Here is a 23,458-nt window from a genome sequence, read left to right on the forward strand (position 1 = left end):
TGACTGTCAGACGTCCGCGCTGCCCGGACGTTCGCCGCGCGGCGCCGCGGCGTGCTGGGCTGCGTTGTTCGCCCCGCTTTTCGCCGAGTCTCTCGTCGCTTCTTTCGCCGCTTCCTTTGTCGCCTCGTTCGCCGGGTTTGGGGCGGCATCTTTCGCGGCCTTCTTTGCCGCGCGCTTGAAGGGCGCCACGTAGGCAAGCGTAGCGACGAAAAACACGATGGCGAGCGCGGCTTCGAGCCAGCCGAGGCCCGCGCTCAAACCACGGTCGCTCCAGCCGCGCACGACGCCCTCGGCGAAATAGAGAAGGATCAGCATCGACGCCCATTGGAGCGTGTAAAGACGCTGCCGCCACACGCCCGGCAGCGCGAGAAGCAGCGGCACGGCCTTGAGCACGAGCGCCGAGCCGCCGGAGCGCAGCGGCGCGAGCCACAGCTCCCAGGCAATGGACAACGCAATCAGCGCGACGAGGGAGGCGGTCGCGCCGAGCGCCGCAGCGCGGTTGTGCCGCGGTGGCGCGCTGCTCACGGCCTTTCGCTCATGGAAGCCGCCGTGCGCGCGACGCGCGCCCCGAGCGCAACGGCGAGCGTTTTTTCGTCGGCGGAAATGCCCTGGGCGGCGCTGCCCGCGCGCGCGAAATGCGACGCGCCGTACGGCGTGCCGCCGGTTTGCGTGGTGGTGAGCGCCGTTTCCGTGTAGGGAATGCCGACGATCAGCATGCCGTGGTGCAAGAGCGGCAGCATCATGGACAAGAGCGTGGATTCCTGGCCGCCGTGCAGACTGCCGGTCGACGTGAACACGCAGGCCGGCTTGCCGGAGAGCGCGCCCGAGAGCCACTGCGGCGTGGTGCCGTCCAGAAAGTATTTGAGGGAAGCCGCCATGTTGCCGAAACGGGTGGGCGAGCCGAGCGCGAGACCGGCGCATTCCTCGAGATCGCGCAGTTCGACGTAAGGCGGTCCTTCAGCGGGAATGTCGGGCTGCGTCGCCTCGCAGACGGTCGAGACGGGCGGCACCGTCCGCACGCGTGCCTGCATGCCGGGGACGCTGTCCACGCCGTGCGCGATCGCGAGCGCGAGTTCGCGCGTGGCGCCGTGACGGCTGTAATAGAGCACGAGAATGTCTTTCATAAGCCTCATCGGTGAACGGGTATTATAGGGCTTGGGGCCGTTCTACAGGCCGTTCCCAGCCGTTCATAGCCATTCGGCCAGGCCTCGCGCAAGGTGCGTTGCAGGTTCTGCCAGGCGGTCCGCACACACCGGTTGACGAAGCAAGGAGGCAGGTTTGTTGTCCAAGGCGCGTTTCGATCTCGATACGCTCAAACGGCTCGCGCAGTTCGCTGCCAAGCGCAGCGGCGAAGACCGTATTGCGCAAGTGGCCGGCAGCCTCACGTTCACCACGATGCTCGCGCTGGTGCCGCTCGCCACCGTGGCGTTCGCGCTCTTTACGGCGTTTCCGCTCTTCAGTTCGTTCCAGGAGTCGCTGCAGTTTTTCCTCGCCGATCACCTGATGCCCGCGCAACTGAACAGCCAGATCTTCAAATATCTGAATCAGTTCGCGTCGAAGGCGAAGGGCTTGACCACCATCGGCATGGTGTTGCTGTTTCTCACCGGCGTCATGACGATGATGACGATCGAATCCGCGTTCAACGTGATCTGGCGCGTGCGCAAGGCGCGGCCCATCGCGCAGCGCATCCTTGTGTATTGGGCGATCATCACGCTGGGTCCGATTCTGATCGGCGTGAGTCTTTCCATCTCGTCGTATCTGTTCACGCAGTCCATGACGTTCAGCGCGGCCCAACGCATGACGCCGGTGATCGAATGGGCGCTGGCGGGCACCGCATTGCCGCTCACGGCGCTCGCTTTCACGATTCTCTACGTCTATCTGCCCAACTGCCGCGTGGAATGGCGCGACGCGGTGATTGGCGGGGTGACGGCAGCCATCGCGTTCGAGCTCGCCAAGCGCGGCTTCGGCTATTACGTGCGCCGCATGCCCACCTACACCGCGGTGTACGGCGCGTTCTCGGCCGTGCCGCTCTTCCTGCTGTGGATGTACCTGTGCTGGTTCATCACGCTGGCGGGCGCGATGATCGCGTCGGCGTTGCCGGCCATCCGCATCGGCCAGTTCCATCGCCCGACCTTCGAGGGCAGCAATCTCTTCGATTCGCTCGAACTGCTTGCGCGGCTTAGCGAAGCGCGCGAGGCCGGCAAGCGCGGCTACACCGTGCCCGAGCTTTCGCGCATGCTTCGCCGCGATATGGATACGACGGTCAATCTGCTGCAAAAGCTCGAACAGGTCGAATGGATCGCGCAGTTGCAGGAAGACGCCTCGCGCCCGCATTTTCTGCTGCTCGCGAACCCGGCGCAGATCACCGTGCAGCAGCTCTACGACCTGTTCGTGATGGATCGCGCGGAGCTCGAATATCAGTTGCAGCTCGCGTCTACTCGCGTGGACGGCGCCACGCTGCTCGCCGCGCTCGAAAACGACCGGCTGAAGGTGACGCTCGCCACGCTGCTCGCGACCCGCGCCGCCGCGCGCGCGGCGGCCGCCGAGCACGACGAGCGCGGTACCTCTTCCATGCCGCATCAGGCGGCGTAGCCCGCAGGCCCGGCGCGGCGGCGGTTTGAGGCCCGCGGGTCGCTTTACAACGAAATCTTGCCGACGCAGATATCCTTGAACATCACCCAGTCGCCCATCAGGCTATAGAGCGGATGGCGAAAAGTTGCCGGCCGGTTCTTTTCGAAGAAAAAATGGCCGACCCAGGCAAAGCCGTATCCGCAGACGACGGCCGCCGGCAGCCACAGCCAGTCGCCGGTGGCGAGCGCCATGGCGAGGCAGCCGATCACCCCGAGCGATCCCACGAAATGCAGCCGCCGCGAGACCACGTTGCGATGCTCGCTCAGATAGTACGGATAAAACTCCGCGAAGTTCGCGAAGTGATCGGTATGCGCGGTATGAGCCATAACGGCCTCCGGATGGCTACGGGTTGCGGTTGCGCGCCTGTCGCTTTGCCTTGGTTGTTCGCGGCGCGCCCGGATGCCCGGCACAGGACAGGCTCGATCCATTGTGCGGCTATCGTGTGTCACGCGCAACCTGGCCATTCGGACGATGGCGTCACCGCTTCGCAGCCGTTATCGTGAAGGCATCGAAGGTCTGGCGGGGCGCCCGTGCTAGCCCGCTTCGCGAGCGGGACGCGAAGCGAAACTGAACAGCGCGTCGAGCGTGGCATCGGGCTGCTCGGTCATCAGCGCGTGTCCGGCCTCGAGAGTGACGGTGTCGACCGGCGCGCCGGCCTGCGCGAGCGCATCGGCGAGCGCTTTGGCGGCGCGCGGCGGCGTCATCGCATCGCGGCGTCCAACCAGGAGGCGCGTCGGGCAGCGCACCTGCGCGGCGCGCGCGAGGCCGTCCGTGTAGCTGTTGCAGGCCATGAAATCGGTGTGAAAGAGCTGCGTTTCGCCCCTCGCCGAAACCCGCTCCATGAGCCGCTGATTCATACCGCGCAGCCAGAAGCCGGGACCGGGACACGAGGGTTTCGCCGCGAGCGTGGAATGCGACCACTGGTTGACCATGGCGATGGCCTCGGGCTCGTCGTGGAGCGCGGCTGCTAGCAGGGTCTCGGAGACCGCCATGGGCAACGCGGTGGCGAGGAGGGCGAGATGCGTGGTCCGCTCGGCATGGCGGCCGGCGAAGTCGAGTGCGACGAGCGAGCCCATGCTATGGCCGGCCACGAATGCACGCGCGACGCCCGCGGCGTCGAAGAGGGCGGCGAGCCAGTCCGCCAGCGCCGCAATGGTGCGCAGCGCGGGACCGGCGCTGCGGCAGTGTCCGGGCAGATCCACCGCCAGCACGCCGAAGCCGTGGTGCGCGAAGTAGCGCGTTTGCAGCGCCCACACGCTGTGGTCGTGCTCGGCACCGTGAATGAAGACGGCCGTCGGCAGAGTGGGATCGAACGGTTTGCCGCCGGTGTAGGCGTAGGCGGGCTTGCCTTGAACGGTCAGGATCATGCGGACTCCGGGCGGCGCGGTTGTGAGGTGGGGAAGCCGCCTGGTGTGGGCGCGCCGTTCTGCGGAGTTTTTTGGGCCGCTTCGGGATCTGCTTTGGGGGCTCTTTTTTGCGAGGCTTTTTGTGACGCTTTCAAACCGCGCTTCAGGTCGTCGATGAGATCGTCGGGATCTTCGAGGCCGATCGAGAGCCGGATCGTGCCTTCCGCGATGCCCGCCGCGGCGAGCGCGGCGGCGTCCATCCGGAAGTGCGTGGTGGAAGCAGGATGAATCACCAGTGAGCGCGCGTCGCCGACGTTGGCCAGATGCGAGAAGAGCGACAGCGCTTCGATGAAGCGGCGGCCGGCGTCCCGATCGCCGCGCAGATTGAAGCTGAACACAGCGCCCGCGCCGCGCGGCAGCAGCCGCTGCGCGAGCGCGTGATCGGGATGCGTCGGCAGTTCGGGATAGGCGACCGCTTCGACCGCCGCCTGTCCGGCGAGAAACTCGACCACGCGGCGGGTGTTGGCGACGTGCCGTTCCATCCGCAGCGGCAAGGTTTCGATGCCTTGCAGAAGCTGCCAGGCGGCTTGCGGATGCAGGCACGCGCCGAAGTCGCGCAAGCCTTCGCGGCGCGCGCGCAGCAGGAACGGCGCAACGGTGCTTTCCTCGCTGAACACCATGCCGTGAAAGCCGTCGTAGGGCTCGGTGAATTCGGGAAAGCGTCCGGAGGCGTCGAAGTCGAACGTGCCGCCGTCCACCAGCACCCCGCCGATGGTCGTGCCGTGGCCGCCGAGGAATTTGGTCGCCGAATGGTAGACGAAGTCCGCGCCGTGCGCGAACGGCTTGATCAGGTAAGGCGTGGTGAAGGTCGAGTCGACCAGAAGCGGCACCCGGTGCTCGTGGGCGATCTGTGCGACGGTGGCGATGTCGAGCACGTCGAGGCCCGGATTGCCGAGCGTTTCGCCGAACAAAAGGCGCGTGTTCGGGCGCAGGGCCGCCCGCCATCCGTCGATATCGCCGGGTCTGACGAAGCTCGTTTCGATGCCGAAGCGGCGCAACGTGTAATGCAGCAGATTGTGCGAGCCGCCATATAGCGCGCTCGAAGCGACGATGTGGGAGCCCGTGCCCATCAGCGTGACGATCGCGAGATGCAGCGCGGCCTGGCCGCTCGCCGTGCCGATCGCGCCCGCGCCGTTTTCCAGCGCGGCGACGCGCTCTTCGAACACGGCCACGGTCGGATTCGAAATGCGCGAGTAGACGTGTCCGGCGCGCTCCATATTGAAGAGCGCGGCGGCGTGGTCGGCGTCGCGAAACGAGAACGAGGTGGTCTGGTAGATGGGCGTGGCGCGCGCGCCAGTGGCGGGATCAGGGGCGGCGCCGGCGTGCAGCGCAAGCGTATCGAAACGGTTGGCGGACATGCTGGTCGGCGAGGCCACGGACAGCCTCGCGAAAGGTCAAGGTGGCGGCCATCGTATCACCGGCAGGTATTGCTTCAAGCGCGGTTTTCCCCATGCGCGCGCCTGCGCGGCAGCGGCAAGCGCGTGCCGCGCGGCGCCCGCGGCAACGGCGCGGAACGGCGCAGCGCCCGCCGCGCCTTGATGGGCGGGCCGCTTTCCTTTTATGGGCCTTTCCGCTAGGATCGAAAGTCATTGATGCATTACATGCCTAGCGGGTATTTCGGGAGACAGATCATGCGAGTCAGCGACATTCTTAAAGTCAAAGGCAACACCCTATTCACGGTTACGCCGGATACCGCGCTGCACGACGCAGTCGTCACCATGGCCGAGCACGACATCGGCTCGCTCGTCGTAATGGAATACGGCGACCTGGTCGGCATGCTGACCTTCCGCGAAATCATTCTCACGCTCAAGGAGAATGGCGGCAGCGTGGGCACGTCCACCATCCGTAAGGTCATGGACGATCATCCGCTTACCTGCACGCCGGAAACGGACGTCAACGAAGTGCGCCGCATGATGCTCGAGCATCACGTGCGCTATCTGCCTGTGCTGGAAAGCCGCACGCTGATGGGCGTAATTTCGTTCTACGACGTGGCGAAGGCCGTGGTCGAAGAGCAGGGCTTCGAAAACCGCATGCTGAAGGCGTATATCCGCGACTGGCCGGAAGAGCAGGGGCAGCAGCCGGCGCGTTGACGCGCGGCGGGTTAGCATCGAGTGAAGGCGTGCGCGAAAGCGCGCGCCTTTTTTGTGCGTGCCGCCATGGCTCGTCGCACGGCTTGCGGCGGTGTTGCGCAGGCGCCCACTTCTCAATCCGTTGGCGAACTTCATGAGTCAGAGCCCCTTGCCTCCTACGCCTCCCACGCCCACGCTGCCGGCCGCCCGCCGCGCCGCGCGCGAGCGTAGCAGCCATGATTCGCAGTTCAGATTGCTGGGCGAGCGCCGTTTCGCGCCGTTCTTCTGGACGCAGTTTCTCGGCGCGATGAACGACAACGTCTTCAAGATCGGCTTTACGTCGCTCGTCACATTTCAGGCGGCGCGCTTCTCGGGCGTCGACGCGAAAACCGCGGCGTTTCTGATCTCGGCCATTTTCATCCTGCCGTTCGTGCTGTTGTCGGCCACTTCCGGGCAGATCGCCGACAAGTACGACAAGGCGATGCTGACGCGTTTCGTCAAGACTTTCGAGATCGTCGTCATGCTGATCGGCGGCGCGGGTTTTCTGCTGCACAGCGCACCGCTTCTGTATCTGTGCACGTTTCTGATGGGTGTGCATTCAACCGTATTCGGCCCGGTCAAGTATTCGTACTTGCCGCAACATCTGTCGAGCCAGGAACTGGTCGGCGGCAATGGGATGGTCGAGATGGGCACGTTCGTCGCGATTCTCGTCGGCACGATTGTCGGCGGCGCCAGCGCGGGTTTCGTCGAGCACGGCGCGCTCGTGCTCGCCTGCGCGTGCGTGGCGATTGCGCTCGTCGGGCGCGTGGTGTCGAGCTTCGTGCCGGTGACGGCGGCGCCACAGCCGGACTTGCGCATCAACTGGAATCCGGTTAGCGAGACGTGGCGCAATCTCAGGCTCGCGCGCGAAAACCGCACGGTGTTCCTGAGCCTGCTCGGCATATCGTGGCTCTGGTTCGTGGGCGCCACGTTTCTGTCGTCGTTCTTCAGCTTCGCCAAAGACGTGCTGTCAGCGAACCCGGACGTCGTCACCGTGCTGCTCGGCACGTTCTCCATCGGTATCGGCCTTGGGTCGCTGTTGTGCGAAAAGCTCTCCAAGCGGCGTATCGAAATCGGCCTCGTGCCGCTCGGCTCGATCGGCATGAGCGTGTTCGCCATCGATCTTTTTTTCGCGAGCCACGCATTGCCGCCCGCGGGGCACCTGTTGAGCGTGGGCGAGTTTCTCGGGCGCCTCGCGCATTGGCGCGTGCTCGCCGATCTGTTCCTGCTCGCCATGTTCGGCGGCTTTTACAGCGTGCCGCTCTATGCGCTGATCCAGAGCCGCAGCCAGCCGAGCCACCGCGCGCGCATCATCGCCGCGAACAATATCCTGAATTCGCTCTTCATGATCGTCTCGGCGCTCATGGCGGTCGCGCTGACGGCGGCGGGCTTCAGCATTCCGGCCATCTTTCTTGTGACCGCGCTTTTGAATATCGTGGTGGCGACCTACATCTATTCGCTCGTACCGGAGTTTCTGCTGCGCTTTATCGCGTGGCTGCTGGTGCATACCTTTTACCGGATTCGCCTTGTGCATGCCGAGCGGATTCCCGAGGAGGGCGCGGCCGTGCTCGTGTGCAACCACGTGAGTTTCGTGGATGCAGTCGTCATCATGGCCGAAAGCCCGCGGCCCATCCGCTTCGTGATGGACCATCAGATCTTCCGCACACCGTTCGCCGGCTGGGTGTTTCGTCATGCGAAGGCCATTCCGATTGCGCCCGCGCATCAGGACGCGCAGCTTCTGGCAAGCGCCTACGAGCGCTGCGCGCAGGCGCTCGCGGAAGGCGAGCTGGTGTGCATTTTCCCCGAAGGCAAGCTCACCCGGACCGGCGACATGAATCCGTTCCGTCATGGCGTCACCGAAATCATTCGCCGCACGCCCGCGCCGGTGATTCCGATGGCGCTGCGCGGGCTGTGGGGCAGTGTGTTTTCCCGCGCCGCCGACGCGCGCTGGCCGCGGCCGGTGCAAAAAGGCGTGATGAGCCGTCTGACACTCGCGGTCGGCGAGCCGATAGAACCGGCGCTTGCCACGCCGGAGCGGCTTCAGAGCGTCGTCATGGAATTGCGCGGCGCGCGGAAGTAAGACGGCCTTGTCCAGAAGTCATAAGCCGGCGCCCGGCGCGGTCTCGCGCCCGACGGGCTGGCATAATAGCGTCTTCCCCGCATTCTTTGGACGACGCTCATGTCCGGCAACACCCTCGGTACGCTCTTTACTGTCACGACCTTCGGCGAATCGCACGGCCCGGCAATCGGCTGCGTGATCGACGGCTGCCCGCCGGGCATGGCGCTCAGCGAAGCCGACATCCAGCTCGAACTCGACCGCCGCAAGCCGGGCACCTCGCGCCACGTCACGCAGCGTCAGGAAGAAGACAAGGTCGAGATTCTCTCGGGCGTGTTCGAGGGCAAAACCACCGGCGCGCCCATTGCGCTGCTTATTCGCAACACGGACCAGCGCAGCAAGGACTACGGCAATATCGCAGATACCTTCCGTCCGGGCCACGCCGACTACACCTACTGGCAGAAGTACGGCATTCGCGACTATCGCGGCGGCGGCCGTTCGTCGGCGCGCCTGACTGCGCCCACGGTCGCGGCCGGCGCGGTCGCGAAGAAATGGCTGCGCGAGAAATTCGGCACGGAGGTGCGCGGCTACATGGCGGCGCTCGGCGAGATCGACGTGCCCTTCGTCGATTGGGCGCAGGTGCGCGAGAACCCGTTCTTCGTACCGAACGCGGATATCGTGCCGCAGCTGGAAGCGTATATGGACGCGCTGCGCAAGGACGGCGACTCGATCGGCGCGCGCATCAACGTGGTGGCTTCGGGCGTGCCGGTCGGCCTCGGCGAGCCGCTGTTCGATCGCCTCGATGCGGACATCGCTCACGCCATGATGGGGATCAACGCGGTGAAGGGCGTGGAGATCGGCGCCGGTTTTGCGAGCGTCGCGCAGCGCGGTTCCGTGCACGGCGACGAGCTGACGCCGGAAGGCTTCGTCGGCAATCATGCGGGCGGTGTGCTCGGCGGTATTTCGACCGGTCAGGACATCACCGTGTCGATCGCGATCAAGCCGACCTCCAGCATCCGCACGCCGCGCCGCTCCATCGACAAGGCGGGGCAGCCGGCGGTTGTCGAAACGTTCGGCCGGCACGACCCGTGCGTCGGCATTCGCGCCACGCCCATCGCGGAAGCCATGCTCGCGCTCGTGTTGATCGACCACGCGTTGCGCCACCGCGCCCAATGCGGCGACGTCTCCGTCAGCACGCCGAAGATCGCGGCTAGCGCGCCGTAAGCCACGCTGTCAGCGTTTTTCAATCGCACTACGCGCGCGGCGTTTTTCGCATGAATCATCTTGCTCTCGAGCCGGCAGGTCCTGACCTGCCGGCGTTGCGCGCACGCGCGTGGGCGCCGCATGCCACCGCGCACGACTGTGTCGCGTTCGCTCAGGCGCTGCTGCAGCAGGCGGGCCGCGACAAAGCGCTGCAACGTGAAGCGCTCGTCGCGCTGGTGCGCGCTTACGAGGCGGATCCAACGTGCGAGCCGGCGCTGCTTCACACCATCGCGCAGACGGCGTTTGCCGTACGTGACTGGGGGCTGGTCGAATCGGCAACCTCGCTGCTGCTCACGCAAAATTCCGCGGATGCGAATGCGCTGGTCTGGCGCGCGGCCGCCGTCCAGCATCGCGACGACTTCGCTGCCGCCGAGCAGTTGCTGCGCGAGGCCGTGCGCGTCGTGCCGGGCAATCCGGTGGCGCTGCACAAGCTGGCGTTATGCATCAGGGAGCAGGCGCGCTTTGCAGAAGCGGAGGCGTTGCTGCGTCAGGTGCTCGCATTGTCGCCGGATAATGCGCATGCGTTGTTCGACCTTTCCGAACTCGAGATTCGCAGCGGGCGTTTCGCCGAAGGTTGGACGCATTACGAATCGCGCGTTGCTTTCGCCGGTGGCGAGCTGAATCACGCGCAGCACGCGCTCGCCGAGATGAGCGCGCCGTGGCAAGGCGAGTCGCTGGCCGGAAAGACGCTCGTCGTGTATGGCGAGCAAGGCAACGGCGATTGCCTGTGGGCGGTGCGTTTTCTGCCGCTACTCGCCGAACGGGCGCGGCGCGACGGCGGCACAGTGATCTTCGGTCATGACGGGCCGTTGCGGCCTCTGTTCGAACGGACGTTGCCCGCCGATCTGCGGCTCGAAACAAGTCTGGATACCCGGCCGGATTTTCATTGCGGGCTGATGAGCTTGCCGCTGCGCCTCGGCATTCGGGATGCGGCGGGGTGGGGCGCGCCTTATTTACGTGCGGACCCGCATCATGTGGAAATGTGGCGGCGGCGTGTGCAAGCCTGCGTGTATGCCAATCCCGACAATCGGACGGTCGGCCTGGTGTGGAACGGCAACCCGGACCATATCCGCGACGTGCGGCGCTCCGTGCCGGCACAGCAACTGGAGCCTTTACTCGGCGTGGCGGGCGTGACTTATTTCGCGCTGTCGCCGGGACGTGGCGAGACGGTCGCCCAGTGGCGCGCGAAGGGGTTTGATGTGGTCGACCTCACGCCGCACTTTCAGGCGGGCTTCGACGATGTCGCCGCGTTGCTGGCGAACCTCGATCTGACGGTCACAATCGACAGCGGGCCCGCTCATCTCGCGGGCGCGCTCGGCGTGCCGACGTGCTTGATGCTCGACCACGTGTCGGCATGGTTCTGGGGCAGCGAGTCGACGGCAACGCCCTGGTACGATTCGCTCGAACTGTTCAGGCAACCCGCGGTGGGCGCGTGGGCGCCAGTGGTGGAGCGGGTGCGCGCGCGCATCGAACTAATGGCGCGCGGCTAAGGCTTAGCTCACTCGAGTGAGTCGGCTGTGCAACGCCCGCACGGGCACCGGCTTGCGTTGCACAGCGCGGCATCACATGTTCGGATAGTTCGGTCCGCCGCCGCCTTCCGGCGTTACCCACACGATGTTCTGCGTCGGGTCCTTGATGTCGCAGGTCTTGCAGTGCACGCAGTTTTGCGCGTTGATCACGAGCCGTTCGCTGCCGTCGTCGTTTTTCACGAACTCGTACACCGCTGCCGGGCAGTAGCGCGACTCCGGGCCGGCATACGTCTGCCAGTTCACCTTGACCGGCACCGTGGGATCCTTCAGCGTCAGATGCGCGGGCTGGTTCTCCTCGTGATTCGTGTTGGAGATGAACACCGACGAAAGCCGGTCGAACGTCAGTTTGCCGTCCGGCTTGGGATAGACGATCGGCGTGCACTGCGACGCGGGCTTCAGCATCTCGTGATCCCAATGCTGGTGGTGCAGCGTCCACGGCACGTTGCCGCCGAACACCTTCTGCTCGATACCGACCATCAGCGTGCCGAGGTACAAGCCCTTGCTCATCCACTGCTTGAAGTTGCGCGCCTTGTACAGCTCCGTGTGCAGCCACGAGGTCTTGAACGATTCCGGGTAAGCCGCGAGTTCGTCGTTCTGGCGGCCCGCCTGAACGGCTTCGAAAGCGGCGTCGGCGGCGAGCATGCCGGTCTTGATCGCCGCGTGCGAGCCCTTGATGCGCGACGCGTTCAGGAAACCCGCGTCGTCGCCGACCAGCGCGCCGCCAGGAAACACCAGCTTCGGCAGCGACATCAGCCCGCCCGCCGTGATCGCGCGCGCGCCGTACGACACGCGCTTGCCGCCTTCGAGGAAGTGGCGGATCGCCGGATGCGTCTTGTAGCGCTGGAATTCCTCGAACGGCGACAGATACGGATTCGTGTAGCCGAGCCCCACCACGAAGCCCACCACCACCTGGTTGTTGTCCATGTGATAGAGGAACGAGCCGCCGTAGGTGTCGGTTTGCAGCGGCCAGCCCGCCGTGTGCATGACGAGCCCCGGCTTGTGCTTTGACGGATCGATCTCCCACAGCTCCTTGATGCCGATGCCGTAGACCTGCGGATCGACGCCGTCGCGCAGCCTGAATTTGTCGTTCAGCTGGCGGCCCAGATGCCCGCGCGCGCCTTCGCAGAACAGCGTGTACTTGGCGTGCAGTTCCATGCCGAGCTGGAAGTTCTCGGTCGGCTGGCCGTCTTTGCCGATGCCGAGATTGCCGGTCGCGACGCCCTTCACCGAGCCGTCGTCGTTGTACAGGATTTCCGCCGCGGGGAAGCCCGGGAAGATCTCGACGCCCAGCGCCTCGGCCTGCTGGCCCAGCCAGCGCGTGACATTCGCGAGACTGATCACGAAGTTGCCGTGGTTCTTGAAGTTGTCCGGCAGCGCCCAGTTCGGCACGCTTTTGGCGCCCGTTTCGGTGAGGAACAGGAAACGGTCTTCGGTCACGTCCACCGTGAGCGGCGCGCCCTTTTCCTTCCAGTCGGGAATGAGTTCGGTGATGGCGCGCGGGTCCATCACCGCACCGGAGAGGATATGCGCCCCGATCTCCGAGCCTTTTTCCAGCACGCAGACGCGAAGCTCGACGCCCTTGTCGGCCGCCAGCTGCTTCAGGCGGATCGCCGCAGCAAGGCCAGCCGGGCCGCCGCCGACGATCACGACGTCGTATTCCATCGACTCGCGCGGGCCGTACTGCTCGATGAGACTTGCGGGGGTCATTGATGCTCCTCTTACCGTTAGAATGCTTTTTTCGGGATCGTATTGTGGGCGATGGATTCTTGCACTGCAACCGGATCAGCGGAGATTAGCACGATCGTTCTATTTCTGTGATACGGTATTGACCCGGGCATCGCTCGGGGCCGCAACTGACAACCGCATTCGTAACTACCACCGAACAAGGAACGACAATGGGCCGTTCGATCAATCTGGAAGGCAAAGTCGCGCTGATCACGGGCGCCTCGAGCGGGTTGGGCAAGCGCTTTGCGCAAGTGCTGTCGCAGGCGGGCGCCAAGGTCGTGCTGGCAAGCCGGCGCACCGAGCGGTTGAAGGAACTGCGCGCCGAGATCGAGGCGTCGGGCGGCGCGGCGCACGTGGTCTCGCTCGACGTGACCGACTACCAAAGCATCAAATCGGCGGTCGCGCACGCGGAGACCGAGGCGGGCACGATCGACATTCTGGTGAACAACTCGGGCGTGTCGACCACGCAGAAGCTCTCCGAAGTTACGCCCGCCGACTTCGAGTACGTGTTCGACACGAACACGCGCGGCGCCTTCTTCGTCGCGCAGGAAGTGGCCAAGCGCATGATCATGCGCGGCAACAATGCGCAGAAACCGTCGTACCGGATCATCAATATCGCGTCCATGGCGGGCCTGCGCGTGCTGCCGCAAATCGGCCTGTATTCGATGAGCAAGGCGGCCGTCGTCCACATGACGAAGGCCATGGCGCTCGAGTGGGGCAAGCACGGCATCAATGTGAATGCGATCTGTCCGGGCTATATCGACACGGAGATCAACCATCATCACTGGTCGACCGAGCAGGGGCAAAAGCTCATCTCGATGCTGCCGCGTCATCGTGTCGGCAAGCCCGACGATCTGGACGGCCTGTTGCTGCTGCTCGCGGCCGACGAATCGCAGTTCATCAACGGCTCGGTGATCGCCGCCGACGACGGCTTCGGCCTCTCGTGACCTCGCCGGCCTATGCCGGACGTCGGTGCGGCATGCGTGCCGGATTTAATCCCTGAAGAAGTAGGAAGAGTAGAAGCACAATGAGCGATTTTCACGCAGTTTTTGAGATGTCGATGCCGATCCGCTGGGGCGACATGGACGCATTCGGCCATGTCAACAACACGGTCTATTTCCGCTACATGGAGCAGGTGCGGATTTCCTGGTTCGAAGAGCTCGGGCTGACCGGCAGCAACGCGGACGGGCAGGGACCGGTGATCGTCAATGCGTCGATGGAATTTCTCAAGCAACTGCATTATCCCGGCGACGTGATCGGCCGCATGAGCGTCGCGACGCCCGGGCGCAGCAGTTTCGATACCGGCTTCGAACTGGTGCGCGCCGACGATCCGAAGACGGTTTATGCGCGCGGAGCCGCGCGCTGCGTGTGGATCGACTACGCGGCCGGCAAGTCGGTGCCGGTTCCCGACGTGCTGCGCGCGACGATCGAACGCGCGGCTCTCGTGAAGGCTCCCGAGCCGGCGGCCTGAGTTCGCGAAGCGCGGCCCTCAGTGGCCGAGCAGCCGCTGCAGCAGCTCGGTCGCATTCCCCGTATCGTATTTGCGCATCAGCCGCGCGCGATACACGTCCACCGTCCGCGGGCTGATGTCGAGCACGCGTCCAATCTGCTTGCTGGTTTTTCCCGTCACCAGTTGCGCGGCGATTTCCCGCTCGCGCGGCGTCAGTTCGACGGCCACGCGCCGCGTCGCGCTCAGGTCCTCGAATGTCCAGACGCCCGCCGCGTGCGGGTCGGTGCGCCGCTGCGCGCGGCCCGTCACGTGGCACCAGAAGAGTTCGCCGTTGGCGCGCTTCATGATGCGGTCGTCGGCGTAGCTGCCTTGCGCGGTCATGATGGGCGGAATGCGTGCGCCGATCCGCTCGAATTCGTCCGCCGACGGGTACAGAATCTGGAACGATTGCCCGAGCAGCGCCTCGCGCGGACAACCGAAAATCGACGCCAGCTCGTCATTGCAGTCTTCGATAATCCGTTCACGCGACAGCACGAGCCCGATCGGCGCGAGATGAAAAGCGGTTTGATAATCCAGTGCTGGCATGGGCGGGCGGCAATCACTTATGTATTTTTGCGTATTGTGCCGCATGGCGCGAGGAGCGTACTCTTTCGGGCACATGAGAACGCGGTGAAAGCAGGTCACAGCCGCAATAAACCGGTTTCGGGTTTCCATAGAGGAAGGGACATACTGATGAACAAGGTCTATCCAGGCGCCGCCGAGGCGCTGAAAGACATCGTCAAGGACGGGCAGACGTTCGCCGTCGGCGGCTTCGGGCTGTGCGGCATTCCCGAGGCGCTGATCGCTGCGCTGCGCGACACGAAGGTGCAGGGCATCACCTGCATCAGCAACAACGCGGGCGTCGACGGCTTCGGTCTGGGTCTGCTGCTCGAAACGCGCCAGATCAGGAAGATGATTTCGTCGTATGTCGGCGAAAACAAGGAGTTCGAGCGCCAGTATCTGGCCGGCGAACTCGAACTCGAATTCACGCCGCAGGGCACGCTCGCCGAGAAGCTGCGCGCCGGCGGTTCGGGCATTCCGGCATTCTTCACGAATACCGGTTACGGCACGCTGATCGCCGAGGGCAAGGAAACGCGCCAGTTCGGCGAGAACCACTACGTGCTCGAACATTCGCTGACCGCGGATATTGCGCTCGTCAAGGCATGGAAGGCCGACAAGTCGGGCAACCTGATCTATCGCCGCACCGCGCGCAACTTCAATCCGATGTGCGCGATGGCCGGCCGGATCACCGTTGCGGAGGTCGAGGAAATCGTCGAAGTCGGCGAGCTCGATCCGGACGCGATTCATACGCCTGGCATCTTCGTTCAGCGCATCGTGCTTAATGCGCATCCGGAAAAACGCATCGAACAACGCGTCGTCCGCGCGAAAGGAGACTGATCATGGCATGGACTCGTGACGAAATGGCCGCGCGTGCGGCGAAGGAATTGCAGGACGGCTTCTACGTGAACCTCGGCATCGGCCTGCCGACGCTGGTCGCGAATCACGTGCCGCCGGGCGTCGAAGTCTGGCTGCAGTCGGAGAACGGCCTGCTCGGCATCGGCCCCTCGCCGACCGAGGAGGAAGTGGATCCGGACCTCATCAACGCGGGCAAGCAGACGGTGACCACGCTGCCGGGTTCGTCGATTTTCTCGTCGGCGGATTCGTTCGCGATGATTCGCGGCGGCCACATCAACCTGGCGATTCTCGGCGCCATGCAGATCAGCAAGAAGGGCGATCTCGCCAACTGGATGATCCCCGGCAAGATGATCAAGGGCATGGGCGGCGCCATGGACCTGGTCGCGGGCGTCAAGCGCGTGGTGGTGCTCATGGAGCACGTCGCGAAGGGCGATCAGCACAAGATCCTCGAGGAATGCACGCTGCCGTTGACGGGCGTGGGCGTGGTCGACCAGATCATTACCGACCTGGGCGTGATCGAAGTCACCGACGACGGCCTGAAGGTGACCGAACTGGCGCCGGGCGTGAGCGTCGACGAGATCAAGGCGAAGACGGGCGCGCCGCTGGATGTCAGCGCCGTGAGCTGATTTCAGGTCAGCCTGGCCGCTGTCGCGCCGACGCTTATGCGTGGGCCGGGACAGCGAACGGAAGGCGTTGACCCGGGCAGGTGTCGAAGCGGGCGAGGCGTGAGTCTCGCCCGTTTTTTTCATCTGCGGCCGTGGTTCTGGCGGGTTCGTCCTATGCCGCCCGGCCGATCCTTGCCTCGCGCCAAAGCGGTTTACAATCGTCCGAAGCCATCATTCGACGATGTGCCGCGTGCCGTGAGCTATCGCCTTGGCGTGCGCACGCAAGCCCGTTTTGCAGCGCTTTTGCAAGGACCCCAGATGACCGCAACAACAGCCTTCGCCGGCGAGCGACCCGCGCCTCGCCAACGTTATGTGCAGTGCGCGAGCGCCGCGGGCCTGCATCGTGTCGCTTACACCGAGTGGGGCGATCCGGACAATCCGCGCGTGCTGTTGTGCGTGCATGGCCTGACGCGCTCCGGCCGCGACTTCGACCGGCTGGCGGCCCAATTTGCCGGCACTTATCGGGTGGTCTGTCCGGACGTGGTGGGCCGGGGCTTGTCGTCGTGGCTCGCCAACCCCAACTTGTATAGCGTGCCGCAATACGTCGCGGACATGGTCACGCTGATCGCCCGCCTGAACGTGGAGTCCGTCGACTGGTTCGGCACCTCCATGGGCGGCCTGATCGGGCTCGGTCTCGCTGGCCTCGCCGAGACACCCATCCGCAAGCTGTTGCTGAACGACGTCGGTCCGCACCTGGAGCCGGAGGCCGTCAAGCGTATTGGCGATTATCTCGGCAAGCCGGTGCGGTTCGACTCGCTGCAGCAAGGCGTGGATCACGCGGCGTTTCTGGCGCGGACCTTCGGGCCGCTCACGCCGGACGAATGGCGCGAGATCAACACGCCGCTCCTGCGCGAGGAAAACGGCACGTGGCTGTTCCGCTACGATCCGCGCATCGCTCAGCCTTTTGCCGCGACCACGGAAGAGACCGCGAAGCTCGGCGAGGCCGCGCTGTGGCATTCGCTCGCGTCTTTTCAAGGCCCGGTGCTCGTGGTGAGAGGCGAGCAGTCCGATTTGCTGGCACGCGAAACGGTGGCGAAAATGCTCGAGACGGGGCGCGACGTTTCGAGCGTCGAAATAAACGGTGTGGGGCACGCGCCGGCGTTTCTGTCGGCGGATCAGATCGACATTGCGAGGCGGTTCTTTATTAGCTCCGGCGCCGACGCGTCATAATATGCAGTTCCGCGCGACGCTTTGCGCGTCATGCGAACCGCATTTCCATTCAACTCACTTCTACCCCTATCAGGAATTTCCATGGCAGTCATTCGTCACCATGTCGGCAAGCGTCTCTCGGAAATCGCCGTCCACAACGGCACCGTGTACCTCGCCGGTCAGATCGCGGAAGACGCGGACCAGGACATCACCGGCCAGACGCGCGAAGTGCTCGGCCACATCGACCGTCTGCTCGGCGAAGCAAACAGCGACAAGTCACATCTGCTGTCCGTGCAGATCTATATCTCGGACATGGTTCACTTCGCCGGCATGAACGCGGTGTGGGACGAGTGGGTCGCACAAGGCGCCACGCCGCCGCGCGCCACGGTCGAGGCGAAGCTCGCGAATCCGAAGTGCCTCGTCGAAATCGTCGTGGTCGCCGCGCAGCGCAGCTAAGCTGCCGCGCACGACCGAGCAGTTGCAGTTGAAATTCCGTTGATTTGCCAGGGCCCGCTGGGCCGCCGCACCATGAATACCGAAACCGTTACAAGTGCGCCGCATCCTCTCCCGTCTTTCGACGATGCGATGGCGTTCGTGCGGCAGCACGCGGGCGAGGTGCGTCTGTCATCGGGCGAATTGCTGGCCGATCACGCGGCGGGCACCGCGTCCATCATGCGCACGCTCAACGTGGATCCGCCGGCGGTGCTGGCGGCGGCGCTCTTCGCGTTGACGCCGCATCTGCAGGAGCCCGAGCGTGTGATCGCCGACAACTTCGGCGAAGAGGTTGCCCAACTCGTCGGCGACGTGCGCAAGCTGCTGCGCCTCGGCACGGTGAGCTTGCGCGCCGCGCAGAACGCCATGCCCGAGGCGGGGCGCGACGCCCAGGCCGCGCGGCGAGCGCAGGTCGAGGCCCTGCGCAAGATGCTCCTTGCATTCGCGCAGGACATTCGCGTGGTGTTGATCCGGCTCGCCTCGCGGCTGCAGTCGCTGCGCTATTACGCGGCGGCAAAACTCACGCCTTCGCCCGACGTGGCGCGCGAGACGCTCGATATTTACGCGCCGCTCGCCAACCGCCTCGGCATCTGGCAACTGAAGTGGGAGCTCGAGGATCTCGCGTTCCGCTTCGAGGAGCCGGTTGTCTACAAGCGCATTGCGAAGCTGCTCGACGAGAAGCGGGTGGAGCGCGAAAGCTATGTGGCGCAGGCCATTGAACGCCTGCAGCGGGAACTCGCCGCGGCCGGCATTCGCGCGGAAGTGAGCGGGCGGCCGAAGCACATCTACAGCATCTGGCGCAAGATGCGCGGCAAGGAGCTGGACTTTGCCGAACTGTACGACGTGCGCGCGTTTCGCGTCATCGTGCCGGACATCAAGGACTGCTACACCGTGCTCGGCATCGTGCACAACTTGTGGCAACCGGTGCCGAAGGAGTTCGACGACTACATCTCTCGGCCCAAGCCGAACGGCTACAAGTCGCTGCACACCGTCGTGATCGGCGACGACGGTCGCGCGTTCGAAGTGCAGATCCGCACGCACGAGATGCATCAGTTCGCGGAATACGGCGTGGCGGCACACTGGCGCTACAAGGAGGCCGGCGCGCGCGGCTACGGCGGGCAGTTCGCCGCCAACGAGAAGTACGACGAGAAGATTGCGTGGCTGCGTCAACTGCTTGCGTGGAAAGACGATGTGTCCGAGGGCGAGCATGGCGAAAAACGCGCGGCGCAGCCGTGGGAGCAGCTCCGCCAGGCCACGCTCGACGACGACCACATTTACGTGCTGACGCCGCAGGCGCGGGTGATCGCGTTGCCGCACGGCGCGACGCCGATCGACTTCGCGTATCACCTGCATAGCGAGCTGGGGCATCGGTGCCGTGGTGCACGCGTGGACGGCGCGATGGTGCCGCTCAACACGCAGTTGCAGAACGGTCAGACGGTCGAGATCGTCGCGGTGAAAGAAGGCGGCCCGTCGCGCGACTGGCTCAATCCGCAGCTCGGCTATCTGCATAGCTCGCGCGCGCGTCAGAAGGTGCGTGCGTGGTTCAACGCAGTCGAATTGCAGGAGCACATTGCGAGTGGCCGCGCGATGGTCGAAAAGACCTTGCAGCGCGAGGGCAAGACGTCGGTCAATCTCGATCAGCTTGCCGCCAGGCTCGGCTTCAAGACGACCGACGACCTGTTTTCCGTCGTCGGCAAGGAAGAGTTCAGTCTGCGGCTTATCGAGCAGGCGCTGAGCGACGCGCCGCCGCCGGAGCCGGTGGTCGAGGCGCCGGAGCAGTTCGAAAAGCGCAGCAGCGGCGCGAGCGTTGCACGAGGCGCGTCGACCGGAGTGCTGGTGGTCGGCGTCGACGCACTGCTCACGCAACTCGCGCGTTGCTGCCGGCCGGCGCCGCCCGACGACATCGCGGGCTTCGTGACGCGCGGCAAAGGCATGTCGATTCACCGCAGCGACTGCCCGACGTTTTTGCGCATGGCCGAGCGGGCGCCGGAGCGCGTGCTGCAAACGGCATGGTCCGCGGACGTAATGAGCGGCCGTGGGCAGTCCGTGTATCCGGTCGACCTGTCGATCGAGGCAACCGACCGCCAGGGGCTGCTGCGCGATATCTCGGAAGTGTTCGCGCGCGAGAAAATGAATGTAATCGGTGTGAAGACGCAGACACGCCGTAATGCCGCGTTCATGCAATTCACGGTTGAGGTGTCGAGCGCCGCCCAGATACAGCGCGCGTGCACGCTGCTCGGTGAAGTGACGGGCGTCGTGCGCGCCTCGCGCAAGGGCTGACGGCGGACACGATCGACCAGCCGGTGCGTTTGTCGGACAGGCGGCGGGTTGGTCGTTGCGCGTTGTTGGTGGCGCGTTGTTGTTGCGTTGTTGTTGCGTTGTCGTTGCGTTGTCGTTGCGTTGTCGTTGATTAACCGGCGCGTGCCGGGATTTAAAGTCGGTGCATAAAAGTACTTGCCAAGCTGTGCGGGGCTCCATATAATCTCGTTTCTTCAGGCTCGTAGCTCAGCTGGTTAGAGCACCACCTTGACATGGTGGGGGTCGTTGGTTCGAGTCCAATCGAGCCTACCAACGAAAAAGAAATTCCGGCATGGCCGGGGTTTCGCAAACTGCAGTAAGCGCCTGTGGCGCAAAAGGCGAATACGGCGAAGGGCGATACGGTTATGGCACCGCGAACGTTGACCGAAACCACTTCGGAGCGACGCTAGTCGAGGACCACTTTCGCCAGTGCAGTTTGCAGGAAATGTGAATGCGGCCCCTCGAAAGCGGGGCCGCATTTTTTTTGGCTTTTTCACCTGGTTGTATGTGCCGCCGCCGGTCGGCACCACGGAGAACACAATGGTTTCGATACGTCTGCCTGACGGTTCTGTTCGACAGTACGAGCATCCGGTGACCGTCGCCGAAGTGGCCGCGTCTATCGGCCCCGGCCTCGCGAAGGCCGCGCTCGGCGGCAAGATCGACGGCGAGCTGGTCGACACGTCCACGCTGATCGATCGCGACGTGGCGCTTGCCATCGTCACGGAAAAAGACGCAGACGGTCTCGATATCATTCGTCACTCCACGGCGCACCTGCTCGCCTACGCGGTGAAGGACCTGTATCCCGAAGCCCAGGTCACCATCGGCCCGGTGATCGATAACGGCTTTTACTACGACTTCGCCTATCACCGTCCTTTCACGCCCGAAGATCTGGAAAAGATCGAAAAGCGCATGCAGGAGCTCGCGAAGAAGGACGAGCCGGTGTCGCGCCGTGTCGTGTCGCGCGACGAGGCGGTGGACTACTTCAAGAGCATCGGCGAGAAGTACAAGGCGGAGATCATCGAGTCGATTCCCGCTAGCGATGAAATCAAGCTGTACTCGCACGGCGGCTTCACCGACCTGTGCCGCGGCCCCCACGTGCCGTCCACCGGCAAGCTCAAGGTCTTCAAGCTGATGAAGGTCGCGGGTGCCTACTGGCGCGGCGATTCGAAGAACGAACAGCTGCAGCGTATCTACGGCACGGCCTGGACGAAGAAGGAAGACCAGGACGCGTATCTGCACATGCTCGAAGAAGCCGAAAAGCGCGATCACCGCAAGCTCGGCAAGCAGCTCGACCTCTTTCATATGCAGGACGAGTCGCCCGGCATGGTGTTCTGGCATCCGCGCGGCTGGACGTTGTGGCAGCAGGTCGAGCAGTACATGCGCCGCCGCGTGAACGAGGCGGGCTACCTCGAGATCAAGACGCCCATGATCATGGACCGGTCGCTGTGGGAAGCGTCGGGCCACTGGCAGAACTATCGTGAAAACATGTTCACGACGGAATCGGAAAAGCGCGACTACGCGATCAAGCCGATGAACTGCCCGGGTCACGTGCAGGTGTTCAACCACGGCTTGCGCTCCTATCGCGACCTGCCGCTGCGTTACGCGGAGTTCGGCTCGTGCCACCGCAACGAATCGTCGGGCGCGCTGCATGGCTTGATGCGCGTGCGCGGTTTCGTGCAGGACGACGCGCACATCTTCTGTACCGAAGACCAGTTCATCAGCGAGTCGATCGCCTTCAACACGCTCGCGATGAGCGTGTACAAGGATTTCGGCTTCGACAATGTCGAGATCAAGCTGTCGTTGCGCCCGGACGCGCGCGCCGGCACGGACGAAACCTGGGACCGCGCGGAGCAGGGTCTGCGCGAAGCGCTGACCGCGTGCGGCGTGAGCTGGGAAGAATTGCCGGGCGAGGGCGCGTTCTACGGTCCGAAGGTCGAGTACCACATCAAGGACGCGCTCGGCCGCTCGTGGCAATGCGGCACGTTGCAGCTCGATATGGTCCTGCCGGAGCGTCTCGGCGCAGAATATGTCGCGGAAGACAATAGCCGTCGGCGGCCGATCATGCTGCACCGGGCAATCGTCGGATCAATGGAGCGCTTTCTCGGCATCCTGATCGAGCACCACGCCGGTGCAATGCCTGCGTGGCTCGCGCCGATGCAGGTCGTGGTGATGAATATCGCCGAAAGTCAGGCGGAATACGCCCAGTCTCTGGCCCAAACGTTGCAAAAACAAGGGGTTAGAGTGGAGGCTGATTTGCGCAACGAGAAGATTAGCTATAAAATACGTGAGCACACGCTCGAGAAGGTGCCGTATCTGCTTGTGGTCGGCGACAAGGAGCGTGAAGCCCAAACGGTAGCCGTGCGTGCCCGTGGCGGTGTCGACCTAGGCGTGATGCCTGTCGAGACCTTCATTGAGCGTCTGCGCCAGGACGTGCAGTCGTTCAACTGAGCCACTTGGCAGCCCGGCTCGTTTTTTTAATTTTTAGAGGAAACGTAACATCGCTACTGATAAGTCTGCGCACCGCATCAACGGTGAAATTACGGCACCCGAGGTGCGTCTGGTCGGCGTCGAGAACGAACCGCTCGGCATCGTGAAACTCGCTGATGCGTTCCGCATGTCGGAACAGCAAGATGTGGATCTGGTCGAAATCGCTCCTCAAGCGGTCCCGCCGGTTTGCCGTTTGATGGATTACGGCAAGTTCAAGTACCAGGAAGCGAAGAAGCAACACGAGGCGAAGCTCAAGCAGAAGGTCATCCAGGTCAAGGAAGTCAAATTCCGCCCGGGTACCGACGACGGCGATTACAACGTCAAGCTGCGTAACCTCGTTCGCTTCCTCGAAGACGGCGACAAGACGAAAATCACGCTGCGTTTCCGTGGCCGCGAAATGGCTCACCAGGAAATCGGCATGCGCATGCTGGAACGCCTGCGCACCGATCTGGACGAAGTCGGTCAGGTCGAGCAAATGCCGAAAATGGAAGGGCGCCAGATGATCATGGTGCTCGCTCCGAAGAAAAAGAAGTAAAGCAAGAAGTGAAACGGCCAGAGCAGCGGCGCACCGTGTGGTGCGCGCTCTGGTTATGCAGGTTGACGATGTCGCGCCGGGTGTCCGGTGCGGCGTCAGCGGGTTTCGGAGCGGCGCTTATGCAGATGCGCGTCGTTTCCTGAAAAGCGGCTGCCGGCGGTATCGGCAGTCTGCATACCAAGTGGAATGGGTTTCGAAGGGCGGGTCAT

The 23,458-nt window shown here is 64.2% G+C and carries 21 protein-coding genes and 1 tRNA gene; 15 read left to right on the plus strand and 7 right to left on the minus strand.

Annotated elements, in window-relative coordinates; all coding sequences use genetic code 11:
* Positions 1–6: 6 nt before the first annotated feature.
* Both ACEN8U_RS19420 and wrbA read right to left on the minus strand, forming a co-directional pair.
* Positions 7–525, minus strand: a complete 519-nt coding sequence (locus tag ACEN8U_RS19420) for a DUF2069 domain-containing protein (RefSeq protein ID WP_015003305.1) — start codon at positions 523–525, stop codon at positions 7–9.
* The gene (wrbA, locus tag ACEN8U_RS19425; RefSeq protein ID WP_015003304.1) at positions 522–1,124 is read right to left on the minus strand and encodes an NAD(P)H:quinone oxidoreductase; all 603 of its coding nucleotides are present in this window, start codon (positions 1,122–1,124) and stop codon (positions 522–524) included. Before wrbA ends, ACEN8U_RS19420 begins: the two co-directional genes overlap by 4 nt.
* A gap of 154 nt (positions 1,125–1,278) precedes the next feature.
* On the opposite strand from wrbA, the gene ACEN8U_RS19430 reads away from it, so the two are divergent.
* On the plus strand, positions 1,279–2,592 hold the full coding sequence (locus ACEN8U_RS19430; RefSeq protein ID WP_015003303.1) for a YihY family inner membrane protein: 1,314 nt from the start codon (positions 1,279–1,281) through the stop codon (positions 2,590–2,592).
* A 44-nt stretch (positions 2,593–2,636) separates the two neighbouring features.
* Here the strand turns inward: ACEN8U_RS19430 and ACEN8U_RS19435 are convergent, their stop codons facing one another.
* From ACEN8U_RS19435 to ACEN8U_RS19445, 3 genes are all read right to left on the minus strand, one after another.
* Entirely contained in the window at positions 2,637–2,957 is a 321-nt protein-coding gene (locus ACEN8U_RS19435) for an Mpo1-like protein (RefSeq protein WP_015003302.1), read from the minus strand.
* A 207-nt stretch (positions 2,958–3,164) separates the two neighbouring features.
* Entirely contained in the window at positions 3,165–3,998 is an 834-nt protein-coding gene (locus tag ACEN8U_RS19440; protein WP_015003301.1) for an alpha/beta fold hydrolase, read from the minus strand.
* Positions 3,995–5,395, minus strand: a complete 1,401-nt coding sequence (locus ACEN8U_RS19445) for an O-acetylhomoserine aminocarboxypropyltransferase (RefSeq protein WP_041745587.1) — start codon at positions 5,393–5,395, stop codon at positions 3,995–3,997. Before ACEN8U_RS19445 ends, ACEN8U_RS19440 begins: the two co-directional genes overlap by 4 nt.
* A gap of 273 nt (positions 5,396–5,668) precedes the next feature.
* Between ACEN8U_RS19445 and ACEN8U_RS19450 the strand changes: the two genes are divergently transcribed.
* From ACEN8U_RS19450 to ACEN8U_RS19465, 4 genes are all read left to right on the plus strand, one after another.
* Positions 5,669–6,127 carry a CBS domain-containing protein gene (locus ACEN8U_RS19450; protein WP_013589045.1) on the plus strand — a complete coding sequence of 153 codons (459 nt, stop codon included), beginning with the start codon at positions 5,669–5,671 and terminating at the stop codon, positions 6,125–6,127.
* 133 nt (positions 6,128–6,260) lie between these two features.
* Positions 6,261–8,225, plus strand: a complete 1,965-nt coding sequence (locus ACEN8U_RS19455; RefSeq protein WP_041746329.1) for an MFS transporter — start codon at positions 6,261–6,263, stop codon at positions 8,223–8,225.
* Between the two features lie 99 nt (positions 8,226–8,324).
* Positions 8,325–9,425: a chorismate synthase gene (aroC, locus tag ACEN8U_RS19460; RefSeq protein ID WP_013589043.1), complete on the plus strand. Its 1,101-nt coding sequence runs from the start codon at positions 8,325–8,327 to the stop codon at positions 9,423–9,425.
* A 50-nt stretch (positions 9,426–9,475) separates the two neighbouring features.
* Positions 9,476–10,954 (plus strand): tetratricopeptide repeat protein, encoded by a 1,479-nt coding sequence (locus ACEN8U_RS19465; RefSeq protein WP_015003298.1) that lies wholly within the window; start codon positions 9,476–9,478, stop codon positions 10,952–10,954.
* Between the two features lie 72 nt (positions 10,955–11,026).
* Here ACEN8U_RS19465 and ACEN8U_RS19470 read toward each other — a convergent pair whose 3' ends face one another.
* Positions 11,027–12,700, minus strand: a complete 1,674-nt coding sequence (locus tag ACEN8U_RS19470) for an electron transfer flavoprotein-ubiquinone oxidoreductase (protein WP_413658620.1) — start codon at positions 12,698–12,700, stop codon at positions 11,027–11,029.
* A 188-nt stretch (positions 12,701–12,888) separates the two neighbouring features.
* On the opposite strand from ACEN8U_RS19470, the gene ACEN8U_RS19475 reads away from it, so the two are divergent.
* Positions 12,889–13,665: an SDR family oxidoreductase gene (locus tag ACEN8U_RS19475; RefSeq protein ID WP_013589040.1), complete on the plus strand. Its 777-nt coding sequence runs from the start codon at positions 12,889–12,891 to the stop codon at positions 13,663–13,665.
* 80 nt (positions 13,666–13,745) lie between these two features.
* A complete protein-coding gene (locus ACEN8U_RS19480) occupies positions 13,746–14,189 on the plus strand; it encodes an acyl-CoA thioesterase (protein ID WP_015003296.1) in 444 nt (147 codons plus the stop codon).
* Positions 14,190–14,207: 18 nt separating this feature from the next.
* Here the strand turns inward: ACEN8U_RS19480 and ACEN8U_RS19485 are convergent, their stop codons facing one another.
* Complete coding sequence (locus tag ACEN8U_RS19485) at positions 14,208–14,753, minus strand: LuxR C-terminal-related transcriptional regulator (RefSeq protein WP_013339932.1); 546 nt, start codon at positions 14,751–14,753, stop codon at positions 14,208–14,210.
* Positions 14,754–14,900: 147 nt separating this feature from the next.
* Here ACEN8U_RS19485 and ACEN8U_RS19490 point away from each other — a divergent pair, with 147 nt between their 5' ends.
* From ACEN8U_RS19490 to infC, 8 genes are all read left to right on the plus strand, one after another.
* On the plus strand, positions 14,901–15,605 hold the full coding sequence (locus tag ACEN8U_RS19490) for a CoA transferase subunit A (RefSeq protein ID WP_013589038.1): 705 nt from the start codon (positions 14,901–14,903) through the stop codon (positions 15,603–15,605).
* A 2-nt stretch (positions 15,606–15,607) separates the two neighbouring features.
* A complete protein-coding gene (locus tag ACEN8U_RS19495; RefSeq protein ID WP_013589037.1) occupies positions 15,608–16,249 on the plus strand; it encodes a CoA transferase subunit B in 642 nt (213 codons plus the stop codon).
* A 297-nt stretch (positions 16,250–16,546) separates the two neighbouring features.
* Positions 16,547–17,458, plus strand: coding sequence for an alpha/beta fold hydrolase (locus ACEN8U_RS19500; protein WP_041745582.1), 912 nt, complete (start codon positions 16,547–16,549; stop codon positions 17,456–17,458).
* Between the two features lie 81 nt (positions 17,459–17,539).
* Complete coding sequence (locus ACEN8U_RS19505) at positions 17,540–17,893, plus strand: RidA family protein (protein WP_013589035.1); 354 nt, start codon at positions 17,540–17,542, stop codon at positions 17,891–17,893.
* A gap of 72 nt (positions 17,894–17,965) precedes the next feature.
* The gene (locus ACEN8U_RS19510; protein ID WP_013589034.1) at positions 17,966–20,209 is read left to right on the plus strand and encodes a RelA/SpoT family protein; all 2,244 of its coding nucleotides are present in this window, start codon (positions 17,966–17,968) and stop codon (positions 20,207–20,209) included.
* Between the two features lie 214 nt (positions 20,210–20,423).
* Positions 20,424–20,500: transfer RNA gene (locus ACEN8U_RS19515), tRNA-Val, on the plus strand.
* 267 nt (positions 20,501–20,767) lie between these two features.
* Complete coding sequence (gene thrS / locus ACEN8U_RS19520) at positions 20,768–22,675, plus strand: threonine--tRNA ligase (protein ID WP_041746327.1); 1,908 nt, start codon at positions 20,768–20,770, stop codon at positions 22,673–22,675.
* A 49-nt stretch (positions 22,676–22,724) separates the two neighbouring features.
* Positions 22,725–23,249, plus strand: a complete 525-nt coding sequence (infC, locus tag ACEN8U_RS19525; protein ID WP_075643713.1) for a translation initiation factor IF-3 — start codon at positions 22,725–22,727, stop codon at positions 23,247–23,249.
* Positions 23,250–23,458: the final 209 nt, after the last annotated feature.

It is taken from the genome of Paraburkholderia phenoliruptrix (assembly GCF_047325075.1).
GTDB classification, from domain to species: Bacteria; Pseudomonadota; Gammaproteobacteria; order Burkholderiales; family Burkholderiaceae; genus Paraburkholderia; species Paraburkholderia phenoliruptrix.

Excerpts from the sequence above, each read along its gene's own strand:
- aroC (WP_013589043.1), top strand. The coding sequence starts at position 8,325 with ATGTCCGGCAACACCCTCGGTACGCTCTTTACTGTCACGACCTTCGGC.
- ACEN8U_RS19435 (WP_015003302.1), bottom strand. The coding sequence starts at position 2,957 with ATGGCTCATACCGCGCATACCGATCACTTCGCGAACTTCGCGGAGTTT.
- wrbA (WP_015003304.1), bottom strand. The coding sequence starts at position 1,124 with ATGAAAGACATTCTCGTGCTCTATTACAGCCGTCACGGCGCCACGCGC.
- ACEN8U_RS19505 (WP_013589035.1), top strand. The coding sequence starts at position 17,540 with ATGGCAGTCATTCGTCACCATGTCGGCAAGCGTCTCTCGGAAATCGCC.
- ACEN8U_RS19450 (WP_013589045.1), top strand. The coding sequence starts at position 5,669 with ATGCGAGTCAGCGACATTCTTAAAGTCAAAGGCAACACCCTATTCACG.
- ACEN8U_RS19455 (WP_041746329.1), top strand. The coding sequence starts at position 6,261 with ATGAGTCAGAGCCCCTTGCCTCCTACGCCTCCCACGCCCACGCTGCCG.
- ACEN8U_RS19470 (WP_413658620.1), bottom strand. The coding sequence starts at position 12,700 with ATGACCCCCGCAAGTCTCATCGAGCAGTACGGCCCGCGCGAGTCGATG.
- ACEN8U_RS19440 (WP_015003301.1), bottom strand. The coding sequence starts at position 3,998 with ATGATCCTGACCGTTCAAGGCAAGCCCGCCTACGCCTACACCGGCGGC.
- ACEN8U_RS19480 (WP_015003296.1), top strand. The coding sequence starts at position 13,746 with ATGAGCGATTTTCACGCAGTTTTTGAGATGTCGATGCCGATCCGCTGG.
- thrS (WP_041746327.1), top strand. The coding sequence starts at position 20,768 with ATGGTTTCGATACGTCTGCCTGACGGTTCTGTTCGACAGTACGAGCAT.
- ACEN8U_RS19510 (WP_013589034.1), top strand. The coding sequence starts at position 17,966 with ATGAATACCGAAACCGTTACAAGTGCGCCGCATCCTCTCCCGTCTTTC.
- ACEN8U_RS19485 (WP_013339932.1), bottom strand. The coding sequence starts at position 14,753 with ATGCCAGCACTGGATTATCAAACCGCTTTTCATCTCGCGCCGATCGGG.
- ACEN8U_RS19490 (WP_013589038.1), top strand. The coding sequence starts at position 14,901 with ATGAACAAGGTCTATCCAGGCGCCGCCGAGGCGCTGAAAGACATCGTC.
- ACEN8U_RS19465 (WP_015003298.1), top strand. The coding sequence starts at position 9,476 with ATGAATCATCTTGCTCTCGAGCCGGCAGGTCCTGACCTGCCGGCGTTG.
- ACEN8U_RS19475 (WP_013589040.1), top strand. The coding sequence starts at position 12,889 with ATGGGCCGTTCGATCAATCTGGAAGGCAAAGTCGCGCTGATCACGGGC.
- ACEN8U_RS19500 (WP_041745582.1), top strand. The coding sequence starts at position 16,547 with ATGACCGCAACAACAGCCTTCGCCGGCGAGCGACCCGCGCCTCGCCAA.
- ACEN8U_RS19495 (WP_013589037.1), top strand. The coding sequence starts at position 15,608 with ATGGCATGGACTCGTGACGAAATGGCCGCGCGTGCGGCGAAGGAATTG.
- ACEN8U_RS19445 (WP_041745587.1), bottom strand. The coding sequence starts at position 5,395 with ATGTCCGCCAACCGTTTCGATACGCTTGCGCTGCACGCCGGCGCCGCC.